The organism is Bombilactobacillus mellifer (assembly GCF_000970795.1).
In the GTDB taxonomy this organism is placed as follows: Bacteria; Bacillota; Bacilli; order Lactobacillales; family Lactobacillaceae; genus Bombilactobacillus; species Bombilactobacillus mellifer.
In genome coordinates this window covers 181,081-197,382 of the sequence record NZ_KQ034028.1, presented here as the reverse complement: position 1 = coordinate 197,382, position 16,302 = coordinate 181,081, and the positions used below count along the sequence as shown (strand labels likewise).

The following is a 16,302-nucleotide window of genomic DNA, read 5'->3' as shown; positions in this document are numbered from 1 at the left end:
GCCTAAGGATAAAACTGCATCTTGAGACAAATTATTACGCAGATCAGCCAGAATCGTATTAGCTTGAATGGCGCCAATGATCTCCAAGCCATATTCCAAGGTGTGCAAATCACTCACCACATCATACTTTTGGTTAGCGTATGGATCCTCATGATTATAGGTAAAATGCAATTCGTTCTTGGAAAAACTGCCGTCCACATGATTAACGAGTACGCGATCATGTAATTGCGCCAGCACTTGCTGTTCATTTTGTAAGGTTAACTGATGATCGGATTCATTTTGATAATATTCTTCTTCTGTCATTTGCCAATAGTTACTCAGAGGCTGCCGAAGAATTTGCAGCTCATCTAAAAGCTGCAAAATCTTAGCAGTATCTAAAACCTCTTGGCGTTGACTAATCGCAGTGGTGTGTTCTTCCAACCAATCGGCCACCTGACTGATTGTCGCTAATTGCATAGTTATTCCTCCCTCAACTGCTACTTTTCGTATTATAACCGTTTCAAAAACAGGATACCAGCTTCAAAAAAATTACACCCTGGCTTGGCCCTTAAAATCTAGTTGTTCAATATTCGGAAAACATGATCACTTAGGTTTTTGAGGTATCTACAACTATATTTTGTCAGCACAAAAAAACTGGCGTAGTTTTTCAACACTCCAGTTTTTATAGCTTGCTTGAATTATTTGGCCGGATTGGCTGGCAATGGATGATTATCTAAATCTGTCCGTACTACAATCACATCTGTCAAGGCATTGCGCGTCACATAAGATGAGACCGAACCTACCAAGAGACGTTCGACTGCATTCAGCCCCGTCGAACCAATAATAATTAAATCTTCCGCGTAATCTTTTAAGAAATCAAATGCAATCACTGTTTTGGGATCGCCAAAGCGAATATGAATTTTAATTTGCTCCGCCGCCAAACCGGTAGCCAACATTTGATCTTTTAGCTCGTTTAAATAATTCTCTGAATCTGCCGTAATTTGATAAATAACATCACTTGTTAACATCCCACCATAAGCTCCCACAAATTGACGCGTATCTAAGACATTTAAAACATCAATTGTGGCGTGATTGCGAATCGCTACTTGAGTAGCTTTTTTAAGAGCCCACTCTGCTTCTTTAGATCCATCTACCGGAACTAAAATTTTGCGATATTCTTGCATAAGCTTCCCCCTCTTTGCGTAATTTTAGAATAATTCTTACTTTCCGAAAATTCAAATATATTTATGTAAAAACCCAATTATTTTTTTGAAGCAATCTTTGGTAAAATGAAAGAAATATGCTTTGGAGGTAATTACATGGAAAATGAGCGTCTCTTAAAGATTGAATCAGGTATCAACTTCCGCGAATTAGGCGGTTATACGACGCCTTCAGGTCAAACTGTCAAATTTCATAAAGTTCTGCGCACCGCTAGTTTAGGGCATTTAAGCGCTAACGATCTCACCTACCTCGATGATTACGGTGTCCGCTATGATATTGATTTTCGCTCCCGCGATGAACAACAACAAATCCCTGATCGTGTTCCCCCGCAAGCAGAATACCTTTTTGATCCAGTCTTTGGCGTCGATTTAACCCAGGCATCCAAATTTGATAAACAAGATGAAGCTAACACCCCCAAGCAACCCGATCATGACATTGAAGGAATGGATGAGATTCCTCTCAATGGCTATGAAAAAATGCTGGAAACCTATCGTGATTTAATCAATTTGGACTCGGCTAAAACAGCCTACCGCCGCTTTTTTGATAAACTGCTGGAAAATGACCAGGATAATCACAGTGTGCTTTTTCATTGTACGGCCGGTAAAGATCGCACAGGTATCGGCAGTGTGTTTTTGCTGACCGCTCTGGGCGTGGATCGAGCAACCATCATCCAAGACTATTTACTGACCAATCAAACCAGTAAATCATTTATTGATGGCCAATTGCAAAAAGCTCAAGCCAGTCAAGTAGCACCAGCCATGTTAGATTCAATCCGGGCATTATTGTCAGTCAGCACCGATTATTTGCAAGCCGCCGATGAAGCCGTGCAACTTCAAGCCGGTACGTGGGCGAATTATTTACGAACTGAATTAAAAGTGACCCCGGATCAGATTCACGATTTAAAACGAATCTATCTCATCTAATTTCCGCGAAAAATAATAATTTCGTCGAAGCAAATTCCACCACGATACAAGGGCAGCTTTGAGGTTCATCCTACCTGCAAGCTGCTTTTTGTGTTCAAATTAGAACCTGCCCGTGAGCCATTCAGAGCCAACATGTCCCTAAACCCAATATCGGTGTGACCTAAAGTTCCATAGCTGTGAACGTTCAATTGATCACAAGCTTATTATACAACAAACTAATTACAGAAGTAATCTTCCCAGCTTTTTTTGCATGATGTTTCCAAGGTTGCTTGAAACAATCTTTTGGACGATCATTGCATTGCACCGGCAAGCTGGTTGAGTTAATTACACAACTCAAAAAGGACAATAAAATTTTGCGATCTTCTGGGAGATTCCGCTTATCACTGGTATAATTGGAGTAAAAGTTTACCTTGGAAATGGGGAATATTCGTTGTCTGACTCACAGATACTTGTGAATTTGTTTTGGATCGTTGTCATTTTTGTGCTAGCGTTCTTTTTTATTTTAGCAGAATTTGCTCTGGTCTCTACTCGCCCAAGTCAAATTGAAGATTGTTTAGCCCAAAACACCGGTAATCCCAAAAAGTTGCATCGGGCTTTACACATGGTAAATAACTTAAATGAATATTTGTCCACAACACAAGTCGGCACCACTGTTACCAGCCTAGTACTAGGGTGGATTGGCGAAGATACGGTTCAGGCTTTTTTCGATCAGATGGTTGGGATCTCCTTTAAAGTTTCTACTACCACCCATGCTATTTCTTCCATCATTGCGTTATTACTTTTAACCTATTTACAAGTCGTTATTACCGAAATTGTCCCGAAAAATATCAGTATCGACATGCCCTTGAAAATGTTGATGCTCACCGTGACGCCGCTACATGTATTTCATACTTTAGCTTATCCTTTTGTGTGGTTATTAAACGCCTCTGCTACGGCCATTGTCAAAATGTTGGGGATGAAGCCGGCCGATTCCGAAAGTGAAGTCTTTACACAATCGGAAATTTTGCGACTTTCACAAGCTTCAGTTACCAATGGTCAATTAGATAAAGACGATCTTTTATATATGCAGCGGGCTTTTGAGCTCAATGATAAAGTAGCGAAAGATATCATGATTGACCGGACGCGTTTATACGTTGTGGATATCACGGATACCGTCAATGATGTCCTAAAAGATTATCTGCAACAAGGTTTTTCTCGTTTTCCAGTGGTGGCTGATAACGACAAAGATAAAATTTTAGGTTATGTATATGTGTACGATTTGGTTCGTCAAAGCCAAGTAAATGATCATTTACCTGTCAGTCGCTTATTACGTTCCATCGTGACCGTTCCAGAAACAATGCCGATCCAAAAAGTGCTCAAACAGATGATTGCTAAACAAACCCCCATTGTAGTAGTCGTTGATGAATACGGCGGAACCAGCGGCATTGTGACCGATAAGGATATTTATGAAGAATTGTTTGGTACCGTCAAAGATGAATTGGATAATGTCTCCGAAGATTATATTGTCAAAAATGCTGACGGTTCTTATGAGGTCAGCGGCAAAACCACCTTGTATGATTTTGAACGCTATTTCAAAACCGATATTCCCGAATTTAAGGAATCAGACATTGTGACACTGGCAGGTTACATTATTGATAAATATCCGGACATTCACCTCAATAGTGTGGTCCATTTAGCGCAATATAAACTAAAAGTCACACAATTTGAACATTCCTACACTGATAAATTTTTGGTAACGGTGGATCCCAAAGATAAAGCGACAAATAATAAAAATTTAGTTTCTTTAACTGATGAATTAAAATAAGTCCTTGAGGTAATTTTCAACTGCAAATTACCTCTTTTTTGTTGTTTGGTCCTCGACTGGCAGCATTGGCAACTAGGTCAAGGCCATTTTAATAGCTGGCAGGTATTTGCGAGAAACGGGGCAACTAACACCGGTGTCCAATAAAAGCCGCATTTGACGGCCATCGAACATTTTAATTTTAGTTTTATTAATTAAATAAGAATTATGACACCGCATTAGCTGGGGCGATAATTGGGCTAACTTTGTTAAGGAGCCATAAACTTCCAATTGTTGATAGGTGGTATAAATCATTAAACGATGCTTATTACCCGAAGTTTCGGCATAAATCAAATCATCTTCTTGAATCCGTACAAGTTTGGCGCCAATTTTCAACAACAACGTCTTGGGGGCTGCTTGGGACGCGGTTGTAAGTGGGTTTTGGCGCTGATAGGCCTGCTCAATACAGTGACGTAAGCGCTGGGAATTGATTACCAGTTCATCTTTGAGAATATAGTCCAAAGCGGCGACTTGATAATGAAACGTCAAATACGCTAATTCCGAGTGCGTGGTACAAAACACAATTGTCGATAATGAATCTTTTTGGCGTAATATTTGCGCTAATTGCAAGCCGGTCAACTGCTTTTGATCTAATAAGACATCTAAAATAAATAAAGCTCCTGGTTGATAACATTGCTGCTTTACAACCGTCAGCAAAGATTGCGCTCTTGTTGTGGCTAAATAAATGTTCAGCGGCAAATGACTTTCAGCAGCAATTTGAAGCACTAACTGCTTTAAAGCATACAATTGTTCCACATTATCTTCACAAATTAAGACATCCATGCTTTAACCTCGGTTTTTTGAATCAGTAACTCTTCAGTCACCCAGCCGTGGTCGTAACTACTCAATAATTCCAGCTGCGGCCAAGTGGTGATTAAGGTTTTCAAATCTCGCGGATCGTATTCTGATTTAGCAGCTAAAACCGCATCAAATAATTGATGCAAGCGGGAGGAATGCGCCTCACTGGCTACTATAGAATATTGCATGACTACAGAAAGATAATGCGTCTTTGGCATCAAACCAATATTCAGCTGGCCGCCTCGTTGTTGGACGTATTGGGCGGCCGTTTGAAGAAGGATGGCACTAGCGGCCATGATCACTTGTACAGGTACACCCCAATCATTCATAGGCTGCAAACATTCAAAATGTAATTTGAGCTTTTTTTGATGTAAAAAAAGCAATTGGTAAGCCCAAAAGCCCTTCAATGCACCCGGCTGAATATTTTGTAAATCACTAATCCGTAAATCATCATCTGTAAATGAGTTTTCCACCAGCTGGATGGCTTTTTGATAGTAATCTTTTAACCCCTTCAAGTTCTGCTGTTTAATAAAACCTAAGGAAGCAGCTAAAACATTAATATAATCATGTTTAAAGCGGCGCATTTCCTGAAAATTTTGTTCCAACACTGCCGTATAATTTTCTAATTGGTGAAGCTGCATCGCGTAATTTTGTTGTCGTAATTTTTGTACTAGATATAAAAAATAGATCGTACTGAATAAAATCACCAGCAAGATCGTCAATAAAAAGAGACTGTCTAAACCAGTGCGCGGCAGTCGAACATAACGTACCAATTGTGTTTCAAAAGTGGAGAGTCCAAGAATGAACACGATTATGAAGTAATTCCATAACCAAAAATGATCGAGCTTTTTTTGAAAAACAACATTCGCCCAACGACGCTGTACAAACTTTTGCAGTCCTAAAGCCGCCAAACCACCAATTACAAAGGCCCCCACATAAACCACAGGTTGTCCCCAAGCAGGCCTTGGCCAAACTGCCAGCAAACTATTGCCAATCAGCACATTGAGCAAGCTGATTATCAAATCCAAAACCGGAAAGAACACCTGCAGTGTGGAGGAACGTGAATAATAATGATTAATTGCCAGCAATATACCCGTGAACAATAAACCACTCATTAATGGAGAAATCGTGGCCAGCCAAGCAGCCAACGGGGTTAATCCAATTAAATAACCCCCATAATATTTAATCGTATCCTCTTGGAATTGAGCTTGAAGGGCGACCCAATTAAAAATTTGGACCAGCAAAAATTGCAAACCTGCAATGATCCACACCAATCTCATTCCCCACTCCCTTGCCTTAAACTATTACTACTCAAAAAAACTGCGCAATACCGGCTATATAATCAGTTCATCAGAGTCCAGTTTTCAAATCAGGATCATCACGACTTCAATTATTTGTGCGCTAAAACTTGAACTTTGCCTCAAAGGACATCTCAAAAAAACCTGAACAACCAATAATTGCTCCGCCCTCTTTGACAATAGTCTTGTGCTTGCTACATGAGGCGCCAATCGCTGACTGTAATTTCAGAATTATTCGAAATTTAATAAGCCTGATTGCTATTAAACAAAGCAACTAAGCGTGCTGTCCCTCTTTTACGGTCAGGGTTATAAACGTCTCCAGATTGCTGTTCGTGATTATCTTCGACCATTGACTTTTACCAGCTTGGTGATAATTACATCTAAAACAATCAAAGCCGCAATTAAAATACCCATATACTCCAGAATCGTTATATTGGTAAAATGGGTGCCATTAGGAAACCGCAATAAGACTCCATAGTCGATTTCATAACTGGTTCGAACCTGATTAGGCGCGTTTTTGAATACCGCACTTAAAGAATTTTTCATAATGAGTTGCTTAATTGCTGAATTTATCGGGGTTAATGGAAACCATGTAATAATATTCTTAATAGAAGCCGAAACAGAACCAATAGAAATATAAACACCTGTTAAAAAACCAATTGCCGTGCCAATAATGGTACTAAATGATGCAAATTGGGAGTTAGTTCTAATTAAATACATAATTGGATAGACAATTAATAATGACAGGGTCGAGGAAACGATAATTAACAACAGTACTTTTAAAGTTGTCGCCCAGCCGATTAATAGCCCGGTTCCCCCAATAAGCACCACAATAGCTATCGCATACAACATAAAAGTAATGAAAGAGCCAATCAGTATAGCAGCCATCATATAACTGATTTCAATCTGAATTGGACTCAGGAGCGTGAGCATAAAATCATCAATTCTATGATGTTGGCGATCATCCACAGACACTCCATATGCGCCTAGAGTTGCCGACATACTAGTAATTGTTACCAGACCTGCAATAAGCCAGTAATTTACCATTGTCACAACATTTGAGGGTGCATTCTTGACATTCATTGCTGCTTTGATACCATCAATTTGCATTTGTCCTAAAAAAACTTTATATAAAATCAGTAAAATGAGCACCGACAAAAGCGAAAGAAAGAATGCCATTCGATCTCGTACAAAGACTTTCATATTTCTTTTAATTAAGGCCAGCATTAGTCTTTCCTCCTTCGATAGCAACGCCTTCATCGTCCAGCAAGTTTAGATAAGCTCTTTCCAAGGTTGCATGATACACTTGAAAATCCTTAACTTGCGCTATCTTTTTAATCTCAGTTAACAGGTCAATCATTTCTGAGGGGTCTTGAATCGACACAGTTAATCGTGCGTCCTTCAAGTCCTTGCTATACTGATACTTGCCATCTAGCCGCTTCAAAACCGTTTGAACAGCACTCAGATCATTTAATGTTATTGAAAGTTGGGTTTCAGAGTGATCTTTTATAAATTGATCAACATCCCCCGTATAGCGAACATTGCCTTTTAAAACTACGGAAATCTGATCACAGTCGGACATTTCTTCCAGATAGTGTGTCACCAAAATCACAGTAAGTTTATTTTCATCATGAAATCTGGAAATGGCTTGCCACATTCCTGATCGAGTTTGCGGATCCAGACCCGTTGTGGGCTCATCCAGTATCAAAACTTTGGGATCATGTAACAGCGATCTCACGACCTCACACTTACGTTTTTGGCCCCCGGACAAAACGGCATATCGCTGTTTTAAAATACTCTCGATATCAATATAATCGTTCAAAAAATTAATCCTATCATTAATATTTTTCTTGCTCATGCCATACATTTTCCCTCTGGACATGAGATTTTCATAAACTGTCAAGAGCGGGTCTAAGTGATTTTCCTGAAATACAACACCAAGAGCATTTTTTACTTCTAATTTGCTGAGTTTATTATCGTCATGGGTCCAATCACAATTGCCACCGTCTGCCGAAATATTACCAATTATTATGTTAATTAATGTTGATTTGCCGGCACCATTAGGACCAATGATGCCGTAGAACTTACCTCCGTCAAAAGTTAGATTTACATTATGTAGAACATAAGACCCAGAAAATTTTTTTGAAACATTCCTCACTTTTATTCTCATTTTTGAGTCACCAGAATCCTTCCATGGGCTACCAGATCATTCTTTTTGATTGATAACCTTTTTTCATTTAATAATATTTTGAATCGTTTGCTTGACAACGCTCTTATCCAAAACATCCCCTTGTTGTCCACATTTCTTGGGTAACGGTGCGCTGTGATGTCGGAACAATGAAAAGATTCTTATATCATCATTATCCACTAATAAACTTCGAATAATTGCCCTTCCAATACCACTACTACCACCTGCGATAACTACTATATTTTGTCATAAAATTTCTTCTAATACAAACCTATTCTTTTAAAATCACGTAAAATAATTGACAACAAACTAATAATTGTATTGTTTACTACCAACCAATTATGTATATTATCCCTCTCAAAAACAATTTCATTTTTGAGTGACAAGTTTTGCGGAGTAATCAAAGTTAGCTGGACTTTTTTATTCTCTGGATAATTTGTTTTATCTAATAACTGAATTAATCGCCGTGCGTATTTGCTTAGCAGTTTGGTATGGAGTGGTTAACTTTAAGGTCATAACTGGAAATATGACTTCATTTTCTGAGAATATTTTTTTAATCTTGCTGTGTTCTTTTACTTATTTCTTTCTGGAATAATTCCCACTCTAAGTGTTTATTTTTTGAGATTTTTATTTAGCCGTGCCTCTAATCCTTGAATCGCATTAGCATAGGTCCATTGTTTAACTTGTGTTATATCATTAGTTCGGTAATAATCAGTGATTAACTCGTGCCATTTATCCCACTTATCCAACGGTACCTTGATTAGACCAGTGCCGCCGTCAATCAAGATTTTATTGTAAATAGCCGTTTGCTTGTTATCGACCCGAAAGATTTGTTGACGCATATTATGATACATAACGGTCAAAGCTTAATCAGTCGCTGTTGTCTGTGCATCAGCCAACGTTTTTTGTGAAAATTCTCGTTTCTGTCGTTCGTCAATCATGGGCAGTTCAAAAAATTCTGCGCCCCCTATATTGACTCCATCTTGTCCTTGCCGTTAGTATTTAATTTCGCTCTGGCTTGTTTGAAGTCCCCTTATGAGATCGTAGTAAGACTAGATGACCGTCGGTCAGTTGCAAAACTTGATCATACAATGGTGATAATGAAGTTTGATGCGTAATAGCGATAACAGTCACAGCGGGGTTTTGCAGGATTTTGGTTTCCACATCTTGAGCAGTAACTGCATCCAAGGCAGAAGTCGCCTCATCTAATAAAATCAGCGGCTTGGCTTGAAATAAGGCCCGGGCCAAAGAAATCCGTTGTTTTTGACCTCCAGATAAATTATGGCCATTTTCACCACACGGATACGTCAAATCATTGTTAATTTTTTGTAAAAAATCGCCTAATCCCGCTTGCAACAAAGCAGTATGTACTTGAGCATCGGTATACGGCCGACCCAAAGTAACATTATTTAACAAAGAAGTATTAAAAATAAAGACATTTTGTTGGACCACCGCCAGCTGGGCATACCACCACGTTAAATCTAACGATTGCAAAGACGTTTGATCGACTCGAATTATGCCTTTATCCGGAAGGCGCAACCTTAACAATAATTGTATTAAAGTCGTCTTTCCGCTGCCTGAAGGACCTGTAATCGCATATTTATGCCCCTGTATAAAGCGCACTGTGAGATTTTTCAAAGTGGGGGTCTGCGCCTGGGGATAAGTAAATGTCACCTGCTGCAACTCCAAGTCCTGGTGAAAAGTGCCTTTCACTCCCGTCGTGGGTGTTTCAGACTCAGTAAGTTGTTGCCATAAAGGTTGTTGGAAAATCGTTCGTGCACTTTGAAAACGGGTTAAAAGTAACCCCAGTTCATTAATGGGTAAAACCACATAATTAACTAACTGTACAATGGCCGTTACGTTGCCCACGGTGGTATAACCTTGGGCTGTAAATAGCATTCCTCCGCCAAAAGCCACCAAAAATACTAGCAACCCGGAGAATTCTGAAATAGTAGCAGTGGCGGCTTCTTGATTATTGAGTTTGCAATTTTCACGGCTATACTTTTGTAAAGAGCGGTGATAAATTTTTAACAACTGGGTTTCGACTTGGTAAGTTTTAATTGTGAGATAACCGCTCAAAATCTCCCGGATTTTTTGACTATAAATTTTTTCCTGTTCTAAGACACGAGTTTTTTGCGGTTCACTACGCTGAGCTATCTTCCCGCTCAACACTAGCGGAATTGCGGTGGTTAATAAAACAAGGGTTGCTAACCAAAATTCACTGCAAAACATTCCCAGCAGCGCGTAAATAATTAACACCCCATTGCGCGTAATTTTAAAAAAACCTTGGAAGTAATCTGTCCCCAGCTGCTGCGTTTCCTTTAATAATAGCTGTTGATAGTCAGTTGTCGCTTGATGATTAAATTGGACATAATCCAAATGTAAAATTCTCCGCATTAACTGTACTTGGCAAATTTGAAGCTGTTTGTCGGCATATATATTACTCAAATATTGTGCTAAATAATGCATAATTACAAAACTCATGACAATGCCCAAGCATATTAATAAGTGTCGATATAAGGGGTGCAGGCGCTGTTGTACTCCATCATCAATTAAATATTTCAGTGACCACGCAAAAGCAACATTAGTTAAGGGAGCTAATAAATTAATAATAAGTGTCAGTATGAACCAGTAATTCACTTTTATTAAAGAAGGGGGCTGCTTTTTTATCATTGGTTTTTAATCCTCATATTGATTTCCAAAATATTTCTGCAGATTCGCCGTGGTCATTGTGGCCACCGTAATCGGTTGGACCTGTTGATTTTTGACTAAATACCAATGATTAGTTAGCTTTTGCAAGTCTGCGAATAGATGCGTGGCAACAAGAATACAAGTATTGTGCGCTAATAAAAACTTTAACAGTGTAATTACCCGCTGCACGGCTAGGGGATCCAAACCATTCAAGGGTTCATCTAACAATAGTAATTGGGGACAAGTACAAACCGCGCGCGCAAGTCCTACTCGTTGTTTGGCCCCTAATGAAAGCTTTTTTACGGAAATATTCCAAATGGGATCTAAGTCCAATAAATCTCCAATGGTTGTTATGTACTCGGGTGTTGTTTTTTGACCCATCATTGTTATTTGTTCTTGCAACACTTGTTGGACCGTATAGTGACTGGGAAAATGTGGATATTCAATTAAACTGCCGATTTGCGAGCGTTTAAATTCATGTTGGCCATTAGCGATATCCACACCGTCAAACATAATTTGCCCTTGATCAAGATAATTCAAACTTAAAATACTTTTCAATAAGGTGGTTTTACCGGCACCATTTTGACCTAACAAGCCAGATAATTGACCTCGCGCACAAGTTAACTGAACATGACTTAAAACTACTTGATTTGCAAAAGATTTGGTTAAATTTTGAATGCTTAAAAGTATCTGACTATCCATCATTGCACCCCTTTGGGATATCAATCACTTACTGGGAGATTGTTAAAGATCTTGTTTTGTAAAATGTTTCAACGACCCAGCCACTCCCAGGAGCGTCACCAGCAATAAAATGCTCAAGACGCTCCACAATCCCCCCGGATGAACACGTTGCGTATAAACTGACGCATTACATAAAATTACACACAACAAAAGCGCACTCACCATCACGTAGCTCAATTGATATTTCCAAAAAGCCAGGACGCTCGATAGAAATCCCACTAGTAGAAAAAGCCCATCTGTCAGCAATTGTAAACTGAGACCAGCTATTCCTAGAGGTGCAGGGGACGCCCAGATGAATAACCAACTCACGAGCATTCCCGCAGCTAAGCTGTGAATTATCACTAATGGCACCCCAGCCAACAATAAAATGGCACTGAACAATCCAAAATAAAGCTGTGTTCGCGTCAATGGATAAGTTGCCCAGTGCATTAAGTTGTGATTTTTCCAGGCATCAACAATCAAATAGTAAGCTAAAAAACCTTCTACTAATAAAGTGCCGGCGCGCAAAAATAATATTTCAAAATTATAAAAAACTAACCCGTATTGGATATTTGCCGGTAAAGCCGCTGCTGTGGCCGGTAATAAACTCGCCAAGCGTTTGTCTTTGGCTAAACCACTAAGAATAATGGCAGTAATACAGGTCGCGGTTGCCACTAAAAATAAGCTATAGCTTAATATTTTCTGCGCCCCGAGCTGGCGCCAACTTAATTTCATTATTTGCCTCATTTTGGCATCCTCCGGGATTTATTGTTCCTCTATTGATCCCAAAAAGATATTCCGGCTTCCTAACTGGTTCTTTTCTCTTCCTAAAAAACAATGAAATAAAGACCAGACTCTTTCCACTCATTCTTTCACCACCTCAATCAAAACTGCACCATTTTTAAATGGCTGAGTTTCATAGTTTTTCTAGTCAACCTAATTAAAGTAAACGGGAAGGTAATCAAAAAGGACTCACGATGACCATGAGTCCTAAGAATTTTTAGATAATTATATATTGATGTCCATAACTAAACATTCAATTTAAAGGCCGTTTAACTTAGCAGTACTTCTGCTACGAGGATAATACCTCCAAAAATCAATAAGAAGACGACGACAGGCCAAACAAATCTAAACCAGTGCGAGTACCTCATATTTAACATTTGCAAAGTTGCCATGACTAAACCCGTAGGTGCTAAAAACAGCATCGCATATTGTCCAAATTGGTAGGCAGTAACTACTGCATAACGTGGGATATGAACCGTGTCTGCTAAGGGAGCCATAATCGGCATTGATAAAACTGCTAACCCCGACGATGATGGTACTACGAAGCCTAAGACAAAGAAAATGAATAACATGACAATGATAAAAAGAGGACCACTCATATGCTGGACTAACGATGAGGAAAAATGAAGCATTGTATCTGAAATTAAGCCCTCATTTAATACTAAATTAATTCCGCGGGCTAAACCAATAATTAAAGATACTCCTACTAAACTAGACGCCCCATTGACAAAAGCATCCACGACTTCTTTTTCACCTAATCCGGCCGGTCCGGTTCCGGTTAAAAACATTATAATGATCGTTAATAGCAAGAAGGAAGAAGCCATAGTCGGAAACCACCAATTTTGAGTCATTACTCCCCAAACCATGATGGGAAAACTAATAATAAAAAGTACTAGAATTAATTTTTTCCTGACGGAAAAGCTCAATTTGGTATGCGCATCCTCATCTGATAAAACCGACCATAACTGCTTAAAATCTTCATGATCTGCATAAGAATAAGATGATTGGGGATCTGTTTCGACTTTACGACAGTAATAATACAAATAAAAGAGTAAACAAATAGCTGCAACTATACATCCTACAATTCGCCAAACAATACCTTGAGTAAAATTAATCCCCGCCGCATTAGAAGCAATCACTACTGAGAACGGATTAATCGTGGAAAAGGCTGTCCCCACTGAGCTAGAGAGGAAAATGGCTCCCACACAAACAATCGAATCATAACCCATAGCTAAAAAGACCGGTACCAAAATAGGATAAAAAGCCACAGCTTCTTCTTCAATCCCACACAGAGTTCCACCTAACACCATTAAAATTGAAACCAACGCAATTAATAAAAATTCTCTACCCTTTGTCTTTTGCGTCAGGGCCAACAATCCCGACTCAAAAGCTCCGCTGGCTTTGACGACTCCAATCATGCCACCTAAAACGAAAATAAAAACCATAATATCCACGGCTTCAATTGTCCCTTGAATCATGCTAGAGGTAATTTTATCTAAGCCTGCAGGATGTTGTTTTAAACGTTGGTACGTATTGGGAATCGAAATCTCTTGGGTGATTCCGCCTGATGTAAATTGCTGAATATCAATTTTTACACCCAATTTTGTTAATTCTTTCTGGGTGGCAGGTGCTTTATGCACTTTACCTGTTGGAGATTTAATATTTAATTGACCAGCCGCAGAATTATACGATAATTTAGAATAACTACCGGAAGGAACAATCCAAGTTGCTATTACGGCCACAATCGTTAAGATAAAAAGAATTGAGAAGGCTCCCGGCATTTTGAATTTGAATTTTTTCTTTTCCATTACTTGCATAATGTATTCTCATACTTTCACTTAAAGCTTCACTAAAGCAAAATTTTTATAGCCTACTTTTGTGTTTCTTCTTGTTGCAAGATGGTTCCCGTTTGATGTGCCAAGGCCTTATCTAGATGCGCTAAAGATGTAATAAGCGCCGTCCGATGGGGTCCAGATTGAACAAAGTCTAGACAGGCTTCAATTTTGGGCAGCATACTTCCCGGGGCAAATTGTTTTTCTTGAATATATTGCTGGGCCTGAGAAACTGTTAATTGACTTAAAGCTTGCTGATTGGGTTGATTATAATTCAGATATACTTGATCAACAGCCGTTAAAATAATCAATTGATCGGCCTTTAAGTTGGCTGCCAGCAAGGCACTGGAGCGATCTTTATCAATGACTGCCGGTACGCCTTGCCAGCCATTATCTTGCTGTACGACAGGAATCCCCCCACCGCCGCAGGCAATAACAACAGCACCAGATTCGATTAACTGATTAATACTGTTTAACTCCACAATACTTTGCGGTATCGGTGAGGCTACAACTTGCCGATAGCCTCTTCCGGCATCTTCTATAAAGGTATAGCCTTTGTCTGCCGCAATTTTTTGTGATTGTTGTTGACTGTAAAAAGCTCCAACCGGCTTGGTCGGTTTCATAAAGGCGGGATCTTGGGAATCAACAACGACCTGTGTCACTAATGAGACGACCTGTTGCTTCATTTGTTGGGCTCTTAGTTCATTTTCGAGACTCTGTTGTAAGTGATAACCAATATAACCTTGACTCATAGCGCCACATTCTGGTAATGGAAAAGCTGCATTTTGTCCGTGTTCTGCAGCAAAATTCATTCCTAAATTAATAGCGCCTACTTGCGGCCCATTACCATGACTAATCACGATTTGATGGCCTAAAGTTATCAAATTTACTAATGAGGCAGCTGTACTTTTGACTAAATTTAATTGCTCACTGGGTGAATTGCCTAAAGCATTACCGCCCAATGCAACGACGATTTTTGCCATTATTCATTCTCCCTTAAGCGCCTAAGGTTGCGACCATGACGGCTTTAATTGTGTGCATCCGATTTTCAGCTTCTTGGAAAACGACTGAGTGTGGTCCTTCGAAAACCTCGTCAGTCACTTCCATTTCCGAAATACCGAATTTTTCTTGAATAGCTTGACCAATTTTCGTTTCTGCATTGTGAAAGGAAGGTAAGCAATGTTCAACTAGCACTTGGGGATTATGAGTTTGTTCTAGTAAGGATTGATTAATTTGGTAAGGTTGTAATAATCTTATACGCTCTGCCCACACCTCTTCAGGTTCCCCCATGGACACCCAAACATCTGTATAGAGCACATCAGAATCCCGGACGCCCTGTGCAATGTCATCTGTAATCATAATTTGAGCCCCGGTTTTTGCAGCAATGGCTTGAACCTTATCTTGTAGTTCAGGTGTTGGTTTTAATTCCTTCGGGCATACTAAATGAAAATTCATGCCCATCGTAGCTCCCCCGATCATTAGAGCATTAGCTACATTGTTGCGGCCATCACCGATATAAGTAAAGTGAATTTGGTTGTACGGTTTATGGGTGAGCTCATGCACGGTTAAAAAATCAGCTAATACTTGGGTGGGATGATCTTCATCAGTTAAGCCATTCCACACCGGTACCCCGGCATATTGCGCTAGTGTTTCAACGGTTCGTTGCGAGAAACCACGATATTCAATGCCATCATACATACTGCCCAGCACTCGAGCTGTATCTTTAGCAGTTTCTTTTTTACCCATTTGTGTACCCGTTGGGCCTAAATAAGTCACATGAGCTCCTTGATCGTGGGCCGCAACTTCAAAGGAACAGCGGGTGCGCGTGGAATCTTTTTCAAAAATTAAGGCAATGTTCTTGCCGGTTAAAGTTGGTTTTTCGGTTCCTGCATATTTAGCTTTTTTCAAATCCGCCGCTAATTGAAGTAGGAATTCTACTTCCTTTGAATTATAATCAAGTAAAGTCAAAAAATTACGATGGTGTAAGTTCATTCTTGTTTTTCCTCCTTAATCATTTCTACGATGCAAT

General features: G+C 39.4%; 14 protein-coding genes and 1 pseudogene. 2 read left to right on the top strand and 13 right to left on the bottom strand.

The window, feature by feature from the left end; translation table 11 throughout:
* A partial coding sequence (locus tag JG30_RS00915) for a hypothetical protein (RefSeq protein WP_046315388.1) occupies positions 1 to 456 on the bottom strand: 456 nt, incomplete at its 3' end.
* Between the two features lie 221 nt (positions 457 to 677).
* Positions 678 to 1,163: a universal stress protein gene (locus tag JG30_RS00910; RefSeq protein WP_046315385.1), complete on the bottom strand. Its 486-nt coding sequence runs from the start codon at positions 1,161 to 1,163 to the stop codon at positions 678 to 680.
* A 135-nt stretch (positions 1,164 to 1,298) separates the two neighbouring features.
* On the opposite strand from JG30_RS00910, the gene JG30_RS00905 reads away from it, so the two are divergent.
* Entirely contained in the window at positions 1,299 to 2,123 is an 825-nt protein-coding gene (locus JG30_RS00905) for a tyrosine-protein phosphatase (protein WP_046315384.1), read from the top strand.
* Positions 2,124 to 2,553: 430 nt separating this feature from the next.
* Positions 2,554 to 3,927 (top strand): hemolysin family protein, encoded by a 1,374-nt coding sequence (locus tag JG30_RS00900; protein ID WP_046315382.1) that lies wholly within the window; start codon positions 2,554 to 2,556, stop codon positions 3,925 to 3,927.
* Positions 3,928 to 3,999: 72 nt separating this feature from the next.
* On the opposite strand, the gene JG30_RS00895 is transcribed toward JG30_RS00900, so the two are convergent.
* The 11 genes and pseudogenes from JG30_RS00895 to argF form a co-directional block, all read right to left on the bottom strand.
* Positions 4,000 to 4,746, bottom strand: a complete 747-nt coding sequence (locus tag JG30_RS00895) for a LytR/AlgR family response regulator transcription factor (protein WP_046315380.1) — start codon at positions 4,744 to 4,746, stop codon at positions 4,000 to 4,002.
* Positions 4,734 to 6,041 (bottom strand): sensor histidine kinase, encoded by a 1,308-nt coding sequence (locus tag JG30_RS00890; RefSeq protein ID WP_046315378.1) that lies wholly within the window; start codon positions 6,039 to 6,041, stop codon positions 4,734 to 4,736. Before JG30_RS00890 ends, JG30_RS00895 begins: the two co-directional genes overlap by 13 nt.
* 354 nt (positions 6,042 to 6,395) lie before the next feature.
* Positions 6,396 to 7,286 (bottom strand): ABC transporter permease, encoded by an 891-nt coding sequence (locus JG30_RS00885; RefSeq protein WP_046315376.1) that lies wholly within the window; start codon positions 7,284 to 7,286, stop codon positions 6,396 to 6,398.
* Positions 7,270 to 8,229 carry an ABC transporter ATP-binding protein gene (locus JG30_RS00880; RefSeq protein ID WP_046315375.1) on the bottom strand — a complete coding sequence of 320 codons (960 nt, stop codon included), beginning with the start codon at positions 8,227 to 8,229 and terminating at the stop codon, positions 7,270 to 7,272. Before JG30_RS00880 ends, JG30_RS00885 begins: the two co-directional genes overlap by 17 nt.
* Positions 8,230 to 8,858: 629 nt before the next feature.
* A pseudogene (locus tag JG30_RS08815) lies at positions 8,859 to 9,242 on the bottom strand (filamentation induced by cAMP protein fic); the annotation flags it as partial.
* 7 nt (positions 9,243 to 9,249) lie between these two features.
* A complete protein-coding gene (locus JG30_RS00870) occupies positions 9,250 to 10,920 on the bottom strand; it encodes an ABC transporter ATP-binding protein (RefSeq protein ID WP_046315373.1) in 1,671 nt (556 codons plus the stop codon).
* Positions 10,921 to 10,926: 6 nt separating this feature from the next.
* Positions 10,927 to 11,640 carry an ATP-binding cassette domain-containing protein gene (locus JG30_RS00865; protein WP_052725144.1) on the bottom strand — a complete coding sequence of 238 codons (714 nt, stop codon included), beginning with the start codon at positions 11,638 to 11,640 and terminating at the stop codon, positions 10,927 to 10,929.
* A gap of 42 nt (positions 11,641 to 11,682) precedes the next feature.
* Positions 11,683 to 12,393, bottom strand: a complete 711-nt coding sequence (locus JG30_RS00860; protein WP_046315369.1) for a hypothetical protein — start codon at positions 12,391 to 12,393, stop codon at positions 11,683 to 11,685.
* A gap of 317 nt (positions 12,394 to 12,710) precedes the next feature.
* Entirely contained in the window at positions 12,711 to 14,258 is a 1,548-nt protein-coding gene (locus JG30_RS00855) for a YfcC family protein (RefSeq protein WP_046315366.1), read from the bottom strand.
* A gap of 53 nt (positions 14,259 to 14,311) precedes the next feature.
* Positions 14,312 to 15,256, bottom strand: coding sequence for a carbamate kinase (gene arcC / locus JG30_RS00850; protein WP_046315365.1), 945 nt, complete (start codon positions 15,254 to 15,256; stop codon positions 14,312 to 14,314).
* Between the two features lie 13 nt (positions 15,257 to 15,269).
* The gene (argF, locus tag JG30_RS00845) at positions 15,270 to 16,265 is read right to left on the bottom strand and encodes an ornithine carbamoyltransferase (protein WP_046315363.1); all 996 of its coding nucleotides are present in this window, start codon (positions 16,263 to 16,265) and stop codon (positions 15,270 to 15,272) included.
* Between the last annotated feature and the right edge of the window lie 37 nt (positions 16,266 to 16,302).

What these genes read in the sequence shown, in the direction of transcription:
- JG30_RS00910 (WP_046315385.1), bottom strand. Translation starts at nt 1,163, where the DNA reads ATGCAAGAATATCGCAAAATTTTAGTTCCGGTAGATGGATCTAAAGAA.
- JG30_RS00905 (WP_046315384.1), top strand. Translation starts at nt 1,299, where the DNA reads ATGGAAAATGAGCGTCTCTTAAAGATTGAATCAGGTATCAACTTCCGC.
- JG30_RS00895 (WP_046315380.1), bottom strand. Translation starts at nt 4,746, where the DNA reads ATGGATGTCTTAATTTGTGAAGATAATGTGGAACAATTGTATGCTTTA.
- JG30_RS00890 (WP_046315378.1), bottom strand. Translation starts at nt 6,041, where the DNA reads ATGAGATTGGTGTGGATCATTGCAGGTTTGCAATTTTTGCTGGTCCAA.
- JG30_RS00885 (WP_046315376.1), bottom strand. Translation starts at nt 7,286, where the DNA reads ATGCTGGCCTTAATTAAAAGAAATATGAAAGTCTTTGTACGAGATCGA.
- JG30_RS00880 (WP_046315375.1), bottom strand. Translation starts at nt 8,229, where the DNA reads ATGAGAATAAAAGTGAGGAATGTTTCAAAAAAATTTTCTGGGTCTTAT.
- JG30_RS00870 (WP_046315373.1), bottom strand. Translation starts at nt 10,920, where the DNA reads ATGATAAAAAAGCAGCCCCCTTCTTTAATAAAAGTGAATTACTGGTTC.
- JG30_RS00865 (WP_052725144.1), bottom strand. Translation starts at nt 11,640, where the DNA reads ATGGATAGTCAGATACTTTTAAGCATTCAAAATTTAACCAAATCTTTT.
- JG30_RS00860 (WP_046315369.1), bottom strand. Translation starts at nt 12,393, where the DNA reads ATGAAATTAAGTTGGCGCCAGCTCGGGGCGCAGAAAATATTAAGCTAT.
- JG30_RS00855 (WP_046315366.1), bottom strand. Translation starts at nt 14,258, where the DNA reads ATGCAAGTAATGGAAAAGAAAAAATTCAAATTCAAAATGCCGGGAGCC.
- arcC (WP_046315365.1), bottom strand. Translation starts at nt 15,256, where the DNA reads ATGGCAAAAATCGTCGTTGCATTGGGCGGTAATGCTTTAGGCAATTCA.
- argF (WP_046315363.1), bottom strand. Translation starts at nt 16,265, where the DNA reads ATGAACTTACACCATCGTAATTTTTTGACTTTACTTGATTATAATTCA.